Origin of the sequence: Chryseobacterium camelliae (genome assembly GCF_002770595.1) — a bacterium.
GTDB classification, from domain to species: domain Bacteria; phylum Bacteroidota; class Bacteroidia; order Flavobacteriales; family Weeksellaceae; genus Chryseobacterium; species Chryseobacterium camelliae.
Map to the genome: position 1 here is coordinate 4,010,454 of NZ_CP022986.1, position 14,593 is coordinate 4,025,046.

14 protein-coding genes are annotated in these 14,593 nt (G+C 41.8%); 10 read left to right on the top strand and 4 right to left on the bottom strand.

What is annotated here, in order from left to right:
- Nucleotides 1-321: 321 nt before the first annotated feature.
- Nucleotides 322-1,149, bottom strand: coding sequence for an ion transporter (locus tag CGB83_RS18415; protein ID WP_100077146.1), 828 nt, complete (start codon nucleotides 1,147-1,149; stop codon nucleotides 322-324).
- 58 nt (nucleotides 1,150-1,207) lie between these two features.
- Between CGB83_RS18415 and CGB83_RS18420 the strand changes: the two genes are divergently transcribed.
- Nucleotides 1,208-2,305, top strand: a complete 1,098-nt coding sequence (locus CGB83_RS18420; protein WP_100077147.1) for a Nif3-like dinuclear metal center hexameric protein — start codon at nucleotides 1,208-1,210, stop codon at nucleotides 2,303-2,305.
- Nucleotides 2,306-2,307: 2 nt separating this feature from the next.
- A complete protein-coding gene (locus CGB83_RS18425) occupies nucleotides 2,308-3,084 on the top strand; it encodes a zinc ribbon domain-containing protein (protein WP_100077148.1) in 777 nt (258 codons plus the stop codon).
- A gap of 143 nt (nucleotides 3,085-3,227) precedes the next feature.
- On the opposite strand, the gene CGB83_RS18430 is transcribed toward CGB83_RS18425, so the two are convergent.
- Complete coding sequence (locus CGB83_RS18430) at nucleotides 3,228-5,006, bottom strand: AMP-dependent synthetase/ligase (protein ID WP_100077149.1); 1,779 nt, start codon at nucleotides 5,004-5,006, stop codon at nucleotides 3,228-3,230.
- A 145-nt stretch (nucleotides 5,007-5,151) separates the two neighbouring features.
- Here CGB83_RS18430 and CGB83_RS18435 point away from each other — a divergent pair, with 145 nt between their 5' ends.
- Complete coding sequence (locus CGB83_RS18435; protein ID WP_100077150.1) at nucleotides 5,152-6,291, top strand: acyl-CoA dehydrogenase; 1,140 nt, start codon at nucleotides 5,152-5,154, stop codon at nucleotides 6,289-6,291.
- Between the two features lie 160 nt (nucleotides 6,292-6,451).
- On the opposite strand, the gene CGB83_RS18440 is transcribed toward CGB83_RS18435, so the two are convergent.
- Nucleotides 6,452-7,381 carry a DUF4349 domain-containing protein gene (locus tag CGB83_RS18440; RefSeq protein ID WP_100077151.1) on the bottom strand — a complete coding sequence of 310 codons (930 nt, stop codon included), beginning with the start codon at nucleotides 7,379-7,381 and terminating at the stop codon, nucleotides 6,452-6,454.
- A 410-nt stretch (nucleotides 7,382-7,791) separates the two neighbouring features.
- On the opposite strand from CGB83_RS18440, the gene CGB83_RS18450 reads away from it, so the two are divergent.
- Together CGB83_RS18450 and CGB83_RS18455 are read left to right on the top strand one after the other, a co-directional pair.
- Nucleotides 7,792-8,061 (top strand): hypothetical protein, encoded by a 270-nt coding sequence (locus CGB83_RS18450; RefSeq protein WP_100077153.1) that lies wholly within the window; start codon nucleotides 7,792-7,794, stop codon nucleotides 8,059-8,061.
- 94 nt (nucleotides 8,062-8,155) lie between these two features.
- Entirely contained in the window at nucleotides 8,156-8,923 is a 768-nt protein-coding gene (locus CGB83_RS18455; RefSeq protein ID WP_100077154.1) for a GLPGLI family protein, read from the top strand.
- Between the two features lie 32 nt (nucleotides 8,924-8,955).
- Here the strand turns inward: CGB83_RS18455 and CGB83_RS18460 are convergent, their stop codons facing one another.
- Nucleotides 8,956-10,551: a peptide chain release factor 3 gene (locus CGB83_RS18460; RefSeq protein ID WP_100077155.1), complete on the bottom strand. Its 1,596-nt coding sequence runs from the start codon at nucleotides 10,549-10,551 to the stop codon at nucleotides 8,956-8,958.
- 206 nt (nucleotides 10,552-10,757) lie between these two features.
- On the opposite strand from CGB83_RS18460, the gene CGB83_RS18465 reads away from it, so the two are divergent.
- The 5 genes from CGB83_RS18465 (at nucleotide 10,758) to CGB83_RS18485 (ending at nucleotide 14,557) form a co-directional block, all read left to right on the top strand.
- On the top strand, nucleotides 10,758-11,588 hold the full coding sequence (locus CGB83_RS18465) for a CPBP family intramembrane glutamic endopeptidase (RefSeq protein WP_100077156.1): 831 nt from the start codon (nucleotides 10,758-10,760) through the stop codon (nucleotides 11,586-11,588).
- 77 nt (nucleotides 11,589-11,665) lie between these two features.
- The gene (gene rdgB, locus CGB83_RS18470) at nucleotides 11,666-12,250 is read left to right on the top strand and encodes an RdgB/HAM1 family non-canonical purine NTP pyrophosphatase (protein ID WP_100077157.1); all 585 of its coding nucleotides are present in this window, start codon (nucleotides 11,666-11,668) and stop codon (nucleotides 12,248-12,250) included.
- A 60-nt stretch (nucleotides 12,251-12,310) separates the two neighbouring features.
- The gene (locus CGB83_RS18475) at nucleotides 12,311-13,225 is read left to right on the top strand and encodes a ribonuclease Z (RefSeq protein WP_100077158.1); all 915 of its coding nucleotides are present in this window, start codon (nucleotides 12,311-12,313) and stop codon (nucleotides 13,223-13,225) included.
- Nucleotides 13,226-13,233: 8 nt separating this feature from the next.
- Nucleotides 13,234-14,001: a TIGR02757 family protein gene (locus tag CGB83_RS18480; RefSeq protein WP_100077659.1), complete on the top strand. Its 768-nt coding sequence runs from the start codon at nucleotides 13,234-13,236 to the stop codon at nucleotides 13,999-14,001.
- Between the two features lie 10 nt (nucleotides 14,002-14,011).
- Entirely contained in the window at nucleotides 14,012-14,557 is a 546-nt protein-coding gene (locus tag CGB83_RS18485) for a DUF1003 domain-containing protein (protein WP_100077159.1), read from the top strand.
- Nucleotides 14,558-14,593 lie beyond the last annotated feature (36 nt).

Here is a 14,593-nt window from a genome sequence, read left to right on the forward strand (position 1 = left end):
TAAATTAAGTGTAAACAGGGGTCATTTAACCTGTATGATATAAAGCAAGCAGGGAAGCATAAACTTCCCTGTTGTTTTTTCAGCTTTATTGAAAAGCATGGTATATGATAAATTTACATTATTTATTTGCCGGAACTGGCTGAAGATCACCGGTGTTCAATGTTGAAAAAACGGCCGGGAAAAAAGTAACCAGTATAAAATAAATGACAACCATTAATACGATTAAAGAGAAAAGGATAACGACTAAAGTATTGGGCTTGTTTTTCTTTGTTGGTTCCATGATTCTGTGGTATTTTGTTAATAGATATTTGATGTTGAAACCTAAGCTAATTTCTTGCCACATTGCTTGCAATACCGGGCATCGTCATCAATATCTTCATTTCCGCACCGCTCACAGACCTTTTCCAGGTTCTGGCGTTTATTGCGCATCTCAGCCGTTACGATCCCGGTAGGAACGGCAATAATGGAATAACCGGCCAGCATCAGGATAACCGCAAAAAATTTACCCAGTGGAGTAATAGGGGAAACATCCCCGTAACCAACGGTAGTCACGGTAACCACGGCCCAGTAGATGGATTGCGGAATGGTTTCAAATCCGGGCCTTCCGCCTTCTACCATAAACATCATGGAGCCCACGATAACAGAGAAGATGATAAGGAACAATAAGAAAATGTAAATTTTTCTTGAGCTGTTCTTCAGGGCCCTTACAATCAGGTAGCCGTCGTTCATGAAATCCAGGAGATTGAAGATCCTGAAAATTCTCAGCATCCTGAGCATCCTGAAAATCAGGAAATATTTGGTGACCGGAAAGAAAAAACTAAGGTAAAAAGGAGTAAGTGCCAGGAAATCTATGATTCCGAAAAAACTGAAAATATAATTCCTCTTATTCTTTACCACGGCAATTCGCATCCAGTATTCGATGGTGAATAAGATTGAAATAATCCACTCCAGGATAAGAAAGGTATAGTGGTACTGTTTTCCCAGTTTGGGAATGCTCTCCGTCATGATGATGGCGGTGCTCGCAAAAATAAGGGATAGCAGGACGATATCGAATAATTTTCCGAGCCGGGTATCCGATCGGTAAATAATTCTGTACAGGAACCTCTTCCACAGCACATCTTCGGGAACAAGGTTGTGTTCTCTTTCCATGTATCGGTTTTTACTTATTTAAATTATCCCTATTTTCGTAACAAACATACAGAATAAAATGACAATACGCGATGTAATTTTAAAAATAGAAAGCAGACTTCCTCTGCAGCAGGCTGAGGATTTTGATAATGTAGGGTTACTGTGCGGACTGCCGGAACGGAACGTAAGCGGAATACTGGTTTGCCATGATGCGCTGGAATCTGTGGTTGAAGAAGCCATCCGGAGGAATTGCAACCTTATCGTATGCTTTCATCCCATTATTTTTTCCGGACTTAAAACATTAACGGGAAAAAATTATGTGGAAAGGGCAGTGCTGAAAGCCATTGAAAATAAAGTGGCTATTTACGCCGTTCATACAGCTTTCGATAATGATCTGTTCGGAGTTAATTCAGGGATATGTGAAAAGCTGGGCTTAAAAAACACCAGAATTCTTCAGCCGAAAAAGAATAACCTGAAGCAGCTTACTGTTTTCGTACCCTCGGAATACAGCGGACAGGTAAGGGAGGCTCTGTTTGCTGAAGGTGCTGGAAGCATAGGATTTTACGATGAATGCAGTTTTACGGTGAACGGGCATGGGACTTTCCGGCCTGTGGAAGGATCAAATCCGTTTTCAGGTCAGCAAAACATCCGTGAGAATGCAGATGAGGACATGGTTTCCGTTATTTTTGAAGCTTATAAGCAGGGAAGGATTATTGCTGCTATGAAAGAGGCGCATCCTTATGAAGAAGTGGCGCATCAGGTATATCAGCTGGACAATGACCACCCGTATTGCGGCCTGGGAATGTTCGGAGAGCTGGAGCAGGAAATGGATGAAAATGATTTTATGATGATGGTAAAAGAAACATTCGGCCTTCAGGTGATCAGGCATTCTGCATATACCGGCAGGAAAATTAAGAGGGTGGGAGTACTGGGAGGTTCAGGGGCAGACGGTATCCATGCAGCGCTTGCTGCGAAATGTGATGCGTATCTAACCGGCGACCTTAAATATCACGACTATTTTAAAGCAGAATCCCGGATGCTGATCTGTGATATAGGTCATTATGAATCAGAACAATGGGTTACGCAGCAATTATTTGAAATATTGTCACAAAAATTTAGTACATTTGCAGTCTCAAAATCTAGCGAAAAAACAAACCCAGTAAATTATTTCCTTTAGATATGGCAAAAACCAACGATATTTCAGTTGAAGAAAAATTAAGAGCTTTATATGATTTACAGATCATTGATTCAAGATTGGATGAAATCCGAAATACAAGAGGAGAATTGCCAATCGAAGTAGAAGATCTGGAAATTGAAATTGAAGGACTTGAGAAAAGAGCTGAAAAATTTCATGCGGATATCAAAGATCAGGATGACCAGATCAAAACCAAGCATGAAGTAATCAACCATGCAAAAACCCTTATTGAAAAATACAAGTCCCAGCAGGATAATGTAAGGAACAATAAGGAATTTGAGGCCTTAGGTAAAGAAATGGAATACCAGGAGCTTGAAATTCAGCTTGCTGAAAAGAGAATCAAGGAATTCGGTGCGAAAATCGCTCACAAAAATGAAACGCTTGATGAACTGAACAGTAAGATTGAGGAGCTGAGAAACCACCTGAAGTTCAAGAAAGAAGAACTGGAAGGGCTTATTGCTGAAACTCAGAAAGAAGAAGAATATCTTATCGAGCAGTCTAAAGAATATGCAGGTAAGATTGACGACAGGTTGTTGGCTTCTTACAACAGGATCAGAACCAGCTCTGTCAATGGCCTTGCCGTAGTAGGACTGGAAAGAGGAGCTCCGAAAGGATCCTTCTTCACCATCCCGCCACAGAAACAGATGGAAATTGCCCAGAGAAAGAAAATTATTATCGATGAGCATTCCGGGAAAATCCTTGTGGACGACGAATTGGTCATGGAAGAAAATGAAAGAATGAAATCTGTAATTAAATTCTAGTTATAAGATCTATCCCAATAAAAAGGCTGTTTCAATCATTTGAAGCAGCTTTTTTTATACAGAAATATGGAGGGAAAAATTTCATCCGGAATTAATTCGGTTGAAGCCGGAAAAAGCCGCCCCCATCAGGAGCGGCTTCCGTTTTATCCGTTGTGTCCGTACATCTTATTGTACAGGCCCATGAATTTTTCTTTGACGGCTTTTCTTTTAAGTTTTAATGTCGGTGTCAGCAGTCCGCTTTCTACCGTCCATACTTCAGGAGTAAGCTCAATTTTCTTGATCTGTTCCCAGTTGCCCAGGTGTTCATTGGTTTTATGGATTTCCTTTTCAATCCTGTCCTTCAGTTCCTGGCTTTTTGCAATTTCCTGGGGGGTGGTACCGATGCTAAGATTGTTGCGCATCGCCCAGCTTTTGGCAAACTCGAAATCAGGCTGTACCAGGGCGCATGGCATCTTTTCGCCATCACCTACTACCATGATCTGTTCAATGAATTTAGAAGCTTTTGCTAAGTTTTCGATGGTTTGCGGCGCAATGTATTTTCCGCCGGAAGTTTTAAACATCTCTTTTTTACGGTCAGTGATCTGTAAAAAGCCGTCATTGTCTACATGGCCGATATCTCCCGTCCTGAAATACCCGTCTTCCGTAAACACTTCCTTCGTCATTTCTTCATTCTTAAAATATCCTTTGAATACAGAAGGTCCCTTAACCGTAATCTCACCGTCTTCCTGGATCTTTACGCTTAAATTATCTAACGGCAGCCCTACCGTCCCGATTTTCATCTTATCAAAGCTGTTGACAGAAATCACCGGAGAGGTTTCCGTCAATCCATAACCTTCCAGGATCGGAATTCCGGCATTCTGGAAAAGTAAGTTGAGCCTTGTGGAAAGGGCAGCAGATCCGGAAACGAGTGTTATGATTTCACCGCCAAGGCCTTCCCTCCATTTTGAAAACACAAGCTTGTCCGCAATGATTTGCTTCAGGCCGGAAGGTTTTGACACTTCTTTCTTTTTACTCAGCAGCTCCAGCGCCCAGAAAAATATTTTGGACTTCAGGCCTCCTGCGGAAGATCCGGTATGATAAATCTTATCGTATACTTTTTCTACCAGTCTCGGGACTACGCTCATGTAATGGGGCTTTACTTCCTTAACGTTTTCGCCCATCTTATCGATGCTTTCGGCAAAATAAATAGAGAATCCGTTGTACTGGAACAGGTAAAACAGCATCCTTTCAAAAATGTGGCAGATCGGCAGGAAGCTGAGCACACGGGTATCTTTATAATCGAGGCTTTTCTTCTTTGGAATGCGCGTTATTGAACCCAGGACATTGGAAACGATATTATGATGCGTAAGCATGACCCCTTTAGGCCTGCCCGTAGTTCCGGAGGTATAGATAATGGTTGCCAGGTCTTCTGCATGGATGGAATTGGACAGGTCTTCCACCTCAATTTGTGTGGAATCATCCTCTCCAAGATCCAGAACTTCCCTCCAGTTGGCTGCCCCGGTAATACTGTCAAAAGTGAAGATCCCCTGTAGTGAAGGGATATTATTCTTCACCTTAACCACTTTACTCAGCAGGTCCTTGTCAGAAACAAAACAGTATTTAATTTCTGCGTTATTAAAGATGAACTCATAATCTTCCGGGGAAATATTGGGGTATACCGGAACAGATACGACCCCGATCTGGGAAAGCCCGAGATCCATGACAGCCCATTCGGTACGCGAATTGGTTGTGATCAACGCGATCTTATCACCGGGTTTAATGCCCAGTTTTAAAAGCCCCCGGGATATTTTATTGCCTTCACTCACAAACTGCTGGGTGGAAGTCTTTTTCCATTCTCCATTATACTTTGTAACGAACATATCCGTTTTAGGAAGTTTTTCCAAAGCATAATGAGGAATATCGAATAATCTTTTAATCGTCATGACTTTTTTAGCATTTTTATAGAATTTTAAATATAAGCATTTTTATAAAAACACCGCCAATCTCACGTATTATTTTCAAATGTCATTTATTTTTCAGATTTGCCCAAAAAGTGTAAATTAGCGACCATATAATTATTCAATTTTTATGGACTTTAATTTATCAGAAGAACAGCTGATGATTCAGCAGGCAGCAAGGGATTTTGCACAGAACGAACTATTACCGGGCGTTATCGAAAGAGACCGGGACCAGAAGTTTCCTGCAGAACAGGTGAAGAAAATGGGAGAAATGGGCCTTTTGGGGATGATGGTGGACCCTCAGTACGGAGGAGCAGGAATGGACAGTGTTTCTTACGTTCTGGCCATGGAGGAGATCGCAAAAGTGGATGCTTCTGCTGCTGTGGTAATGTCCGTAAACAACTCATTAGTATGTGCAGGGATTGAAAAATTTGCCTCTGAGGAGCAGAAAGTGAAATATCTTACCCCTCTGGCAAGCGGCCAGGTAATCGGGGCTTTTGCTTTATCTGAGCCTGAAGCAGGTTCCGATGCCACTTCTCAGAAGACGACTGCAGAAGATAAGGGTGACTATTACCTTCTGAATGGGATCAAAAACTGGATCACCAACGGCGGGACAGCAAGCTATTACGTAGTCATTGCCCAGACGGATCCGGAAAAAAAGCATAAGGGAATCAATGCATTCATCGTGGAAAGAGGATGGGAAGGTTTCGAAATCGGGCCTAAAGAAGATAAGCTGGGCATCAGAGGAAGCGATACGCATTCACTGATCTTCAATAACGTGAAGGTGCCTAAAGAAAACAGAATCGGTGAAGACGGTTTCGGGTTCAATTTTGCTATGGCTGTGCTGAACGGCGGAAGGATCGGGATCGCTTCCCAGGCATTGGGAATTGCTTCCGGAGCTTATGAGCTGTCTCTGAAATATGCCAAGACCAGAAAAGCATTCAAAACGGAAATCATCAATCACCAGGCGATAGCTTTCAAGCTGGCAGATATGGCTACCCAGATTACGGCGGCAAGGATGCTGTGCTATAAAGCCGCTGTAGAAAAAGATGCCGGTAAGGATATTTCTGAGATTGGGGCCATGGCCAAGCTGTATTCTTCTCAGGTGGCTATGGATACCACTATTGAAGCCGTACAGATCCACGGAGGATATGGGTATGTAAAAGAATACCATGTAGAAAGGATGATGAGGGATGCGAAAATCACCCAGATTTATGAAGGGACTTCGGAAATCCAGAAAATCGTGATCTCAAGAAGCATTGCAAAGTAAAAGGCAGTCCTGAGATATCAGGTCAACCATAAACAGTAAAGGCTCTCCGGAAGGAGAGCCTTTACATTTACAACCACAACACTTTAATATATATTGATAGGACAAAATTAAAAACAAACGGTATCTGAATCCGGATTTTTGCCTTAAAATATTATTAAAATTAAATTTTTGGATCCTTACGGGTTTCACTGCTTCTTTTCTTATAAAAATAGTACCCGGCACCTGCAATAAGGAATAGCGGCCATAAGGGTAAGATGAACAGGAACACTGAGGTGATGGCATCCCATCCTGAAGACATGGCGGCCAGTGAGCGGCCTCCCAGGGTGTCAGGCTGAGTGTTTTCAACATGGTTCTCTGAGCCGTACAGCGTGATATCCACCTCGCAAAGGGTATTGCGTACGAAATCTTTTCCGGAAACTTCTACGCCCTGTGCTTCAACTTTACCGATATTGTAGCTCAGGTCATCCATCAGGTAATCGAATTTCTGGATCGGAACCCTGACTTTGAGATAAGCGATTTTCCTGTCATTATTGTTGAGTGAGATATGTTCACTTTTTATGAAGCCGTCATATTTTTGTATCTGTTCCTTCACGGTTTCCTTTGCAGATTCGGTATTCGTCACAGTAAGTTCCACTGTTCCGGTTTTTACCAGCCTGTCAGCAGCAGCTTTTTCTACAGACTCTTTTTTAGGCTGATTTTTATAAACAACTTTGGTCTCCCGGATTACTTTCGGGGCAGAAACATTCACCACAATTTTTTCTTCCTTCCTTTTTTCTGTAGAATCTCCTTTTATGTTTGCCGACTCCAGTTTTACGGATGCGATCTTTCCGGCGAGGGAATCAATGCTTTTTGACTGGGTTTCGATCTTTTCCCTGATCTCATGGCTGGTCTCACCCAGTTCCCTGATACGGATTCCGGCCGAATCGGCTATGGCACCCGTTTCCTCTTGAACACTTTTTACGGTATTGTCAGCGTTTGACACTGCACTATCCGCAGCTGAAGCTGGACTTTCCCATTGCGTGGTACCTTCAGCCTTTTTACACATAATACAGGTGCAGGCTAACGCGGCTGATAATAGAAGCTTTTTCATAACGTAATTTTTTTATTGAAGTAAAATTAGATGCGATGTCCTGTTTAAGTTTGTAAAAGGAATGTATTCTCCGGGTAAAGTTGTAATATTCAATGATTCAGTTGATTATATTTATTTTACAAAAGTTTTACAAGCATTATGCGGTAAAAAGGCTTCCGTTTTTCAGGTGTCATCTGAATTTCTGCTGAAATTGTTCAGCGGATGTATGTATGTTTTTCTTTTTTTCTTGATTTTGGCAAATCAACCATCAATTTCATGACAGGATTTTATTCTGCTTTAGGATCCAACTTTTCTCTAGGATCCAACTAAAGAAAAAAATGTACAAAAAATCCGCATTATTTTTACAATTTTTCCATGTCTGTTTATGAAAGCAAAGAATTATTTTTGAGATAAACAATAAAACAAATGCAATGAAAAAAATCGTTCTACTTTCAGCGATCATCTTCGCCGGATCTATCAGTGCCAAAAATAATATCTCTAATCATTCAACATCTGAAGAGGCATACCAGAAAACTTTCAGTTTAACTCGTTATCTCGTTACTATAAAAACTGTTTGCGGAACTATGTATCAGACCGTTTTCGATTCTGAATTTGATACTGATGATTGTCTTTACAATGAATGGGAAATGCATAATAATCAGGATTGCGGACATACCAGCTACGAAAATCCAATAACGTAAAAGATGCTGGGTTTGGTTTTATATTCTTCTAACCTCATGTCTAAAGATTTTCAGTGGATTTGAGTACTTATGTAACGATGATATTTTAACTATTATGAGGCTATTATTGAAAACATTGATGGCTTTTCTCTGCTTCAGCTTTATCCAGGGCCAGGTCAATAAAGATTCTTCTGATATAGAAGTAAGGTATAATTTTACTTTTATGCAAGATACCTTGGATCGCTCATCTGTACTATCAGAACCTATGGTATTGCTGACCAACGGAAAGCAATCCATATACTACAGTGAAAACTATAAAGCTGCGGTAGACGGCTTCGGAAAAAAATTAAAGGATGCAGTGAAAACAGGAAATATTGTTGATCCGGGAATGCTTCCCCGGTCTAAAGTAAGGCATAATGTGTACAAGGATCAGAACCATACTTATATTTCAAATTATTTAGGACAGAATTATTATACCTTTGCAAGTCCTGATCAAATGAAGTGGGAGATAGATTATAACACGGCTGCTGTTATCGGGGGTTACACGTGCCATAAAGCAACAATAACTATAGGAGGTAAAAAATTCTCCGCCTGGTTCACCTATGATATTCCGATCAGTGACGGGCCCTATAAATTCAGGGGATTGCCGGGCCTGATCTTACAAATCACTGAAATGCATGGTTACATAGATTTTGAACTGATCTCCATTCAGAAAAAGACAGTGCCGATAGCGCATAAAAAAGGAATACTGATCTCAAAAGAACAATACCGTTCAAAAAGAAAAGAATATATGAATGATCCGTATCATGGTAAAATCAATAATCCTGCATACCGGAAAATGGCAGAAGAAAACAAAAAGAAATACAATAATGCGCTTGAATAAAAAAGGCTGCTTCAATAAGCAGCCAATATTAATTATGCATTTTTAAATTCACTGATAAAGTGCAGCTTCACATTTGGGAATTTTTCCTGTGTCATATGAATCGTAAATGAAGAGTCGGCAAGGAATACAAGCTGGTTGTACTTATCCCTGGCCAGGAACCTCTGCTTAAGCCTTGAAAACTCTTTGAATTCTTCAGATTTTTCATCCGCTTCCACCCAGCATGCTTTGTGCATGGATAAAGGTTCGTACGTACATTTTGCGCCGTACTCATGCTCCAGACGGTACTGGATCACTTCGTACTGAAGTGCTCCTACAGTCCCGATGATCTTCCTGTTGTTCATCTCAAGGGTAAACAGCTGGGCAACCCCTTCATCCATCAGCTGGTCAATTCCTTTTGCCAGCTGCTTGGCCTTTAACGGATCTGCATTATTGATGTACCTGAAATGTTCCGGAGAGAAACTCGGAACCCCCTTAAAGCTTAATTTTTCACCGCTGGTCAGGGTATCGCCGATCCTGAAGCTTCCGGTATCGTGAAGCCCGACAATATCTCCCGGGAAACTTTCGTCCACTACCTCTTTCTTATCCGCAAAGAATGCATTCGGCGAAGAGAATTTCATCTTTTTGCCTTCGCGTACCAGCAGGTAATTTTCATTCCTCCTGAATGTACCGGAAACGATTTTTACGAATGCCAGCCTGTCACGGTGTTTAGGATCCATATTTGCGTGGATCTTAAATACAAAACCGGTAAAGATATCTTCTTCAGGTTTTACGATCCTGATGTCACTTTCTTTAGGCTGTGGCATCGGAGCTATTTCAATGAATGCATCCAGAAGCTCGCGAACCCCGAAATTATTCAGCGCTGATCCGAAAAATACCGGCTGAAGTTCCCCCTTCATATAATCTTCACGGTTGAATTCAGGGTAAACGGACTGCACCAGTTCCAGTTCGTCACGCAGGGTTTGTGCAGCTTTTGAGCCTATCGCATCATCAATAGAGGTGTCATTGATATTATCAAAGGTGATGGATTCACCCACTTTCTGTTTTCTTTCTTCCAGGAATAGCTGGATATTATTTTCCCAGATGTTATAGATGCCCTGGAAATCACTTCCCATACCGATCGGAAGGGAAAGAGGGACTACATTCAGCCCTAGTTTCTGTTCCACTTCATCCAGGAGGTCAAAGGCATCCTTTCCTTCACGGTCAAGCTTATTGATGAAGACCAGCATCGGGATATTCCTCATACGGCACACCTGGACCAGTTTTTCAGTCTGTTCCTCAACCCCTTTGGCAACGTCAATCACCACAATCACAGAATCTACAGCGGTTAACGTCCTGTAAGTATCTTCGGCAAAATCCTTGTGGCCCGGCGTGTCGAGGATATTGATCTTATGGCCTTTATACTCAAAAGCAAGTACAGACGTAGCTACAGAGATCCCTCTCTGACGCTCAATCTCCATAAAGTCGGAAGTAGCCCCCTTTTTTATTTTATTGGATTTTACGGCACCCGCTTCCTGGATCGCCCCCCCGAATAAAAGGAGTTTCTCCGTAAGCGTTGTTTTACCGGCATCCGGGTGGGAGATGATTCCGAACGTTTTTCTTTTCTGTATTTCTTTGATTAAGTCTGACATAGCATATTTTGAGTTTGCAAAAATCGTGATTTTTAATTGAATTTGAAAATCAATTTCATCTACACAGTAATTTTAAGCCGATTTCCATACGTTTTCTGCATTAAATGTGGTATTAAATTGAAAAGCATCGGCTGATGACAGGGCTGCCGGTAATTCGTAAGCCTCAAATTACTTATCTTTGCTTTTAATAAATTTTCGCACCAAGCATGGAAAACAGCAGATATCCTAAATTTACTTTTACCTGGATCGGGGGACTGGCTTTGTTGATAGGGTTCTTTACAGGAACGATGTTCATTTCCGTATTGAATGTGGTTTGGATGTTTGCATTTAAAACCAGCCTGCAATATAAAGAGTGGTTTCTGATGCTTACCAATGCAGCCGGGTTCGTTACGGCTATCGCCTTTTTCGATTTTTTTATCGTTAGGCCATCCACAAAGAAAAAACTGAACTTCAATTTTTCACCTGCCAATTTTTATACGTATCTCCTGATCTTCCCGATGATGCTGGGCATGATGTTTATCGGGGAATTTGTGACGTCACAGATTCCGGTTACCGGCCCTTTTTTCGGGAAATATTACGAATTTTTCAACCAGCTGATGGACCAGCTGACGGATGATCCTGCGGCGATGCTGCTGATGACAGTGATCATGGCTCCGGTATTCGAGGAAATCATTTTTAGGGGAATAATCCAGAAAGGCCTCATGAACAAAGGGGTGAAACCCTGGAAGGCAATACTATATACATCACTGATTTTCGGGCTTGTGCATGGAAATCCGTGGCAATTTGCAGGAGCGGTTCTTCTGGGGAGCGTCCTGGGGCTCGTTTATTTCAAAACCAAATCATTGCTTTTGCCGATGCTGCTGCACGGTTTTAATAATCTGTGCTCATGCCTCCTGATGATGTATACCGACAGCGAAAGCTTTTCACAGGCACTGCATGTCTCCGAATGGGTTGTCCTGGCCGCAGGGATTGTCCTGTTTTCGGTCTTCTGTTACCTTTTCGTGGAAAAATACAAAGTGCATTACGCTGAAATTTAAAAAAAAGAGCCAGATGTTCACCGGGATAAAATGCATCCGGGAAGATCCATGGCCGGATAATAGATTAAAAATTACATATGGAATTATTGGTTGCTACGCATAACCAGCATAAAAAAGAAGAAATCCAGCAGATACTGGAACATGATTTTGTAGTTAAAAGCCTCACGGATTATGGTATCCAGGAGGAAATAGTGGAAGACGGCGATTCTTTTAATGCCAATGCCCTGATCAAGGCGAAATACTGCTTTGAAAAAACAGGGGTTCCAAGCCTGGGAGATGACAGCGGACTCGTTGTGGAGTCTCTCGACGGACGGCCCGGAATTTTTTCCGCCCGCTATGCCGGAGACCATGATTTTGCCAAAAATATCGCCAGGGTTCTGAGCGAAATGGAAGGCATTGAAAACAGGAAAGCCTATTTCATCACGGTTTTATGTTATTATGATGATCAGGGAGCGCGGTATTTTGAAGGCAGGGTGTACGGAAATCTTCTTCTGGAAAATAAAGGATTCAAAGGATTTGGATATGATCCTATTTTCGTTCCGGAAGGATACGGAATGACTTTTGCGGAAATGAATCCTGAAGACAAAAACAGGATCAGCCACCGTAAAAAGGCACTGGACCTGTTCCTTGACTTCCTGAAATCTGACAACAGCAATTTGTAAAACAATTCGGTGCCTTCAAAAGATTTGTATCTGAGGGTTTACCGATCATAAATTATTGATTTGAGTACGTATTTAACCATATTAGGCTTTAATTCTGCCATTCCCACGATTAATTCATCACCAACCGCTCAGCTGCTGGAGATGGAGGAACGGCATTTCCTGATCGACTGTGGGGAAGGGACACAGGTACAGCTTAGAAAAGCCAAAGCTAAATTTTCAAGGATCAACCATATTTTTATTTCGCATCTTCACGGTGACCATTGCTTCGGGCTTCCGGGCCTTATTGCGTCATTCCGCTTGCTGGGAAGAGAAACTCCGCTCCATGTGTACGGTCCCAAAGGCATCAAGAAAATGCTGGAGACGATTTTTACCATTACGGAAACCCATCGTGGTTTTGAGGTGGTCTACCACGAGCTGGATAAGAACTATTCTGAAAAGATCTATGAAGATAATAAGGTAGAGGTATATACTATTCCGCTGGACCACAGGATTTACTGTAACGGCTATCTTTTTAAGGAAAAGCCTAAGGAAAGGCATCTGAATATGCAGGAAATAGCCAAATACAATGAGATTGAGGTTTGTGATTACCACCACCTTAAGGCAGGAAAAGATTTTGTACTGAGTGATGGGTATGTCCTGAAAAATGAGGTGCTTACTACAGCTCCTGCACCTCCGGTTTCATATGCTTTCTGCAGTGATACGAGATATCTGGAAAGTATTATTCCGATCGTTGAGGGAGTAACTGTGATGTATCATGAATCCACTTTCCTGCATGACCTGAAAGAGATGGCTGATTATACCGGACACTCAACGGCGATTGAAGCGGCGACCATAGCGCAGAAAGCACAGGTGGAAAAACTTATCCTGGGACATTTCTCCAACCGGTATGCAGACCTGACCGTTTTCACAGATGAGGCCAGGAATATCTTTCCGAATACCTATCTGCCCAAAGCCCTTGAATGTGTGAAAATTTAATGATGGTAATGAACTTTGAAGAACTGAAAAACTTCCTTGACGAAAAGGCAGACCGGTACAATAATGCAGATTTCATTAATGATGATCCTGTACAGATCCCGCACAGGTTTTCCCTGAAGCAGGATGTTGAGATTGCAGGATTCCTGGCCGCAACCATTTCATGGGGCAACCGAAAAGCTATCCTGCGTTCCGCAGACAAAATGCTGGATATCATGGGGAATTCTCCTTATGATTTTGTCATGAACCATTCGGAGAAAGACCTGGTTGATCTTCACGGCATAAACATCCACAGGACATTCAACGGAGAGGATTTTGCCTATTTCATACGGCAGTTCAATAAGATGTATAAAGAATACGAAAGCCTGGAAAATCTCTTTTTAGTTAATGAAGACGAATCCAATTTCCTTCATTCTATCGAGCGCTTCAGGACTGGCTTTTTGGAGCCTGAAAAACACCGGAGCCACAAGCATGTGAGTTCACCGTATAAAAATTCATCCGCCAAAAGGATTGTCATGTTCCTCAGGTGGATGGTGCGCAAAGACAAAAGGGGAGTGGATCTCGGGATCTGGAAGCAGATCGATCCACAACATCTTTCCATACCGCTGGACGTTCATACGGGCAATGTTTCCAGGAAACTTGGCCTTATTCTCCGTACACAGAACGACTGGAAAACAGTAGAAGAGCTTGACCGTATGGTGCGGCAGTTTGATCCAAATGATCCTGCGAAATATGATTTTGCCCTGTTCGGACTGGGAGTGACCAAGGAATTGCTATAAAAAGATAAAGATGAAAAATTACACAGAAAATAAGCAAGTGCTTGAAAAAATAGCCAATGGAATCACCTGGTGGATCGGTTCTATACCGTCCCTTATTGCCCATACCTTATTTTTTATCATTTCTTTCCTGCTGCCTTTGCTGGGCTTGGTGGAGTTTGATAAAATGCTCCTGATCCTCACTACGGTAGTTTCATTGGAAGCTATTTACCTGGCCATCTTTATCCAGATGTCCGTTAATAAGAGCCATGAAAAGATAGAGGATATCCAGGAAGATATCGAAGAGATCAGCGAAGATATTGAAGACATCCAGGAAGATATTGAGGAGATCAGCGAAGACATCGAGGAAATTAATGAAGATATTGAAGATATCCAGGAAGATATTGAAGAAATCAACGAAGAGGAAGAAGAGGATGACCACAATGAACGGGCTAAAAATGTGATGCTAAGAAGTAATGTCAATTCCAATAAAAATGAGATCAAAGCTCTTAAAGATAAGATTCAGGAACTCCAGGATATGATTGATGGCCTGAAGAAAGACTCGAAGGACGGTCTTTAAAAAAGCAGTCTTCTGCTCATCTTTAGATTTTTTTTG

Coding starts and splice junctions, on each gene's coding strand:
- CGB83_RS18485 (WP_100077159.1), top strand. CDS start 14,012: ATGAAAAATTACACAGAAAATAAGCAAGTGCTTGAAAAAATAGCCAAT.
- CGB83_RS18425 (WP_100077148.1), top strand. CDS start 2,308: ATGGCAAAAACCAACGATATTTCAGTTGAAGAAAAATTAAGAGCTTTA.
- CGB83_RS18430 (WP_100077149.1), bottom strand. CDS start 5,006: ATGACGATTAAAAGATTATTCGATATTCCTCATTATGCTTTGGAAAAA.
- CGB83_RS18480 (WP_100077659.1), top strand. CDS start 13,234: ATGAACTTTGAAGAACTGAAAAACTTCCTTGACGAAAAGGCAGACCGG.
- CGB83_RS18420 (WP_100077147.1), top strand. CDS start 1,208: ATGACAATACGCGATGTAATTTTAAAAATAGAAAGCAGACTTCCTCTG.
- rdgB (WP_100077157.1), top strand. CDS start 11,666: ATGGAATTATTGGTTGCTACGCATAACCAGCATAAAAAAGAAGAAATC.
- CGB83_RS18460 (WP_100077155.1), bottom strand. CDS start 10,551: ATGTCAGACTTAATCAAAGAAATACAGAAAAGAAAAACGTTCGGAATC.
- CGB83_RS18465 (WP_100077156.1), top strand. CDS start 10,758: ATGGAAAACAGCAGATATCCTAAATTTACTTTTACCTGGATCGGGGGA.
- CGB83_RS18440 (WP_100077151.1), bottom strand. CDS start 7,381: ATGAAAAAGCTTCTATTATCAGCCGCGTTAGCCTGCACCTGTATTATG.
- CGB83_RS18450 (WP_100077153.1), top strand. CDS start 7,792: ATGAAAAAAATCGTTCTACTTTCAGCGATCATCTTCGCCGGATCTATC.
- CGB83_RS18435 (WP_100077150.1), top strand. CDS start 5,152: ATGGACTTTAATTTATCAGAAGAACAGCTGATGATTCAGCAGGCAGCA.
- CGB83_RS18455 (WP_100077154.1), top strand. CDS start 8,156: ATGAGGCTATTATTGAAAACATTGATGGCTTTTCTCTGCTTCAGCTTT.
- CGB83_RS18415 (WP_100077146.1), bottom strand. CDS start 1,149: ATGGAAAGAGAACACAACCTTGTTCCCGAAGATGTGCTGTGGAAGAGG.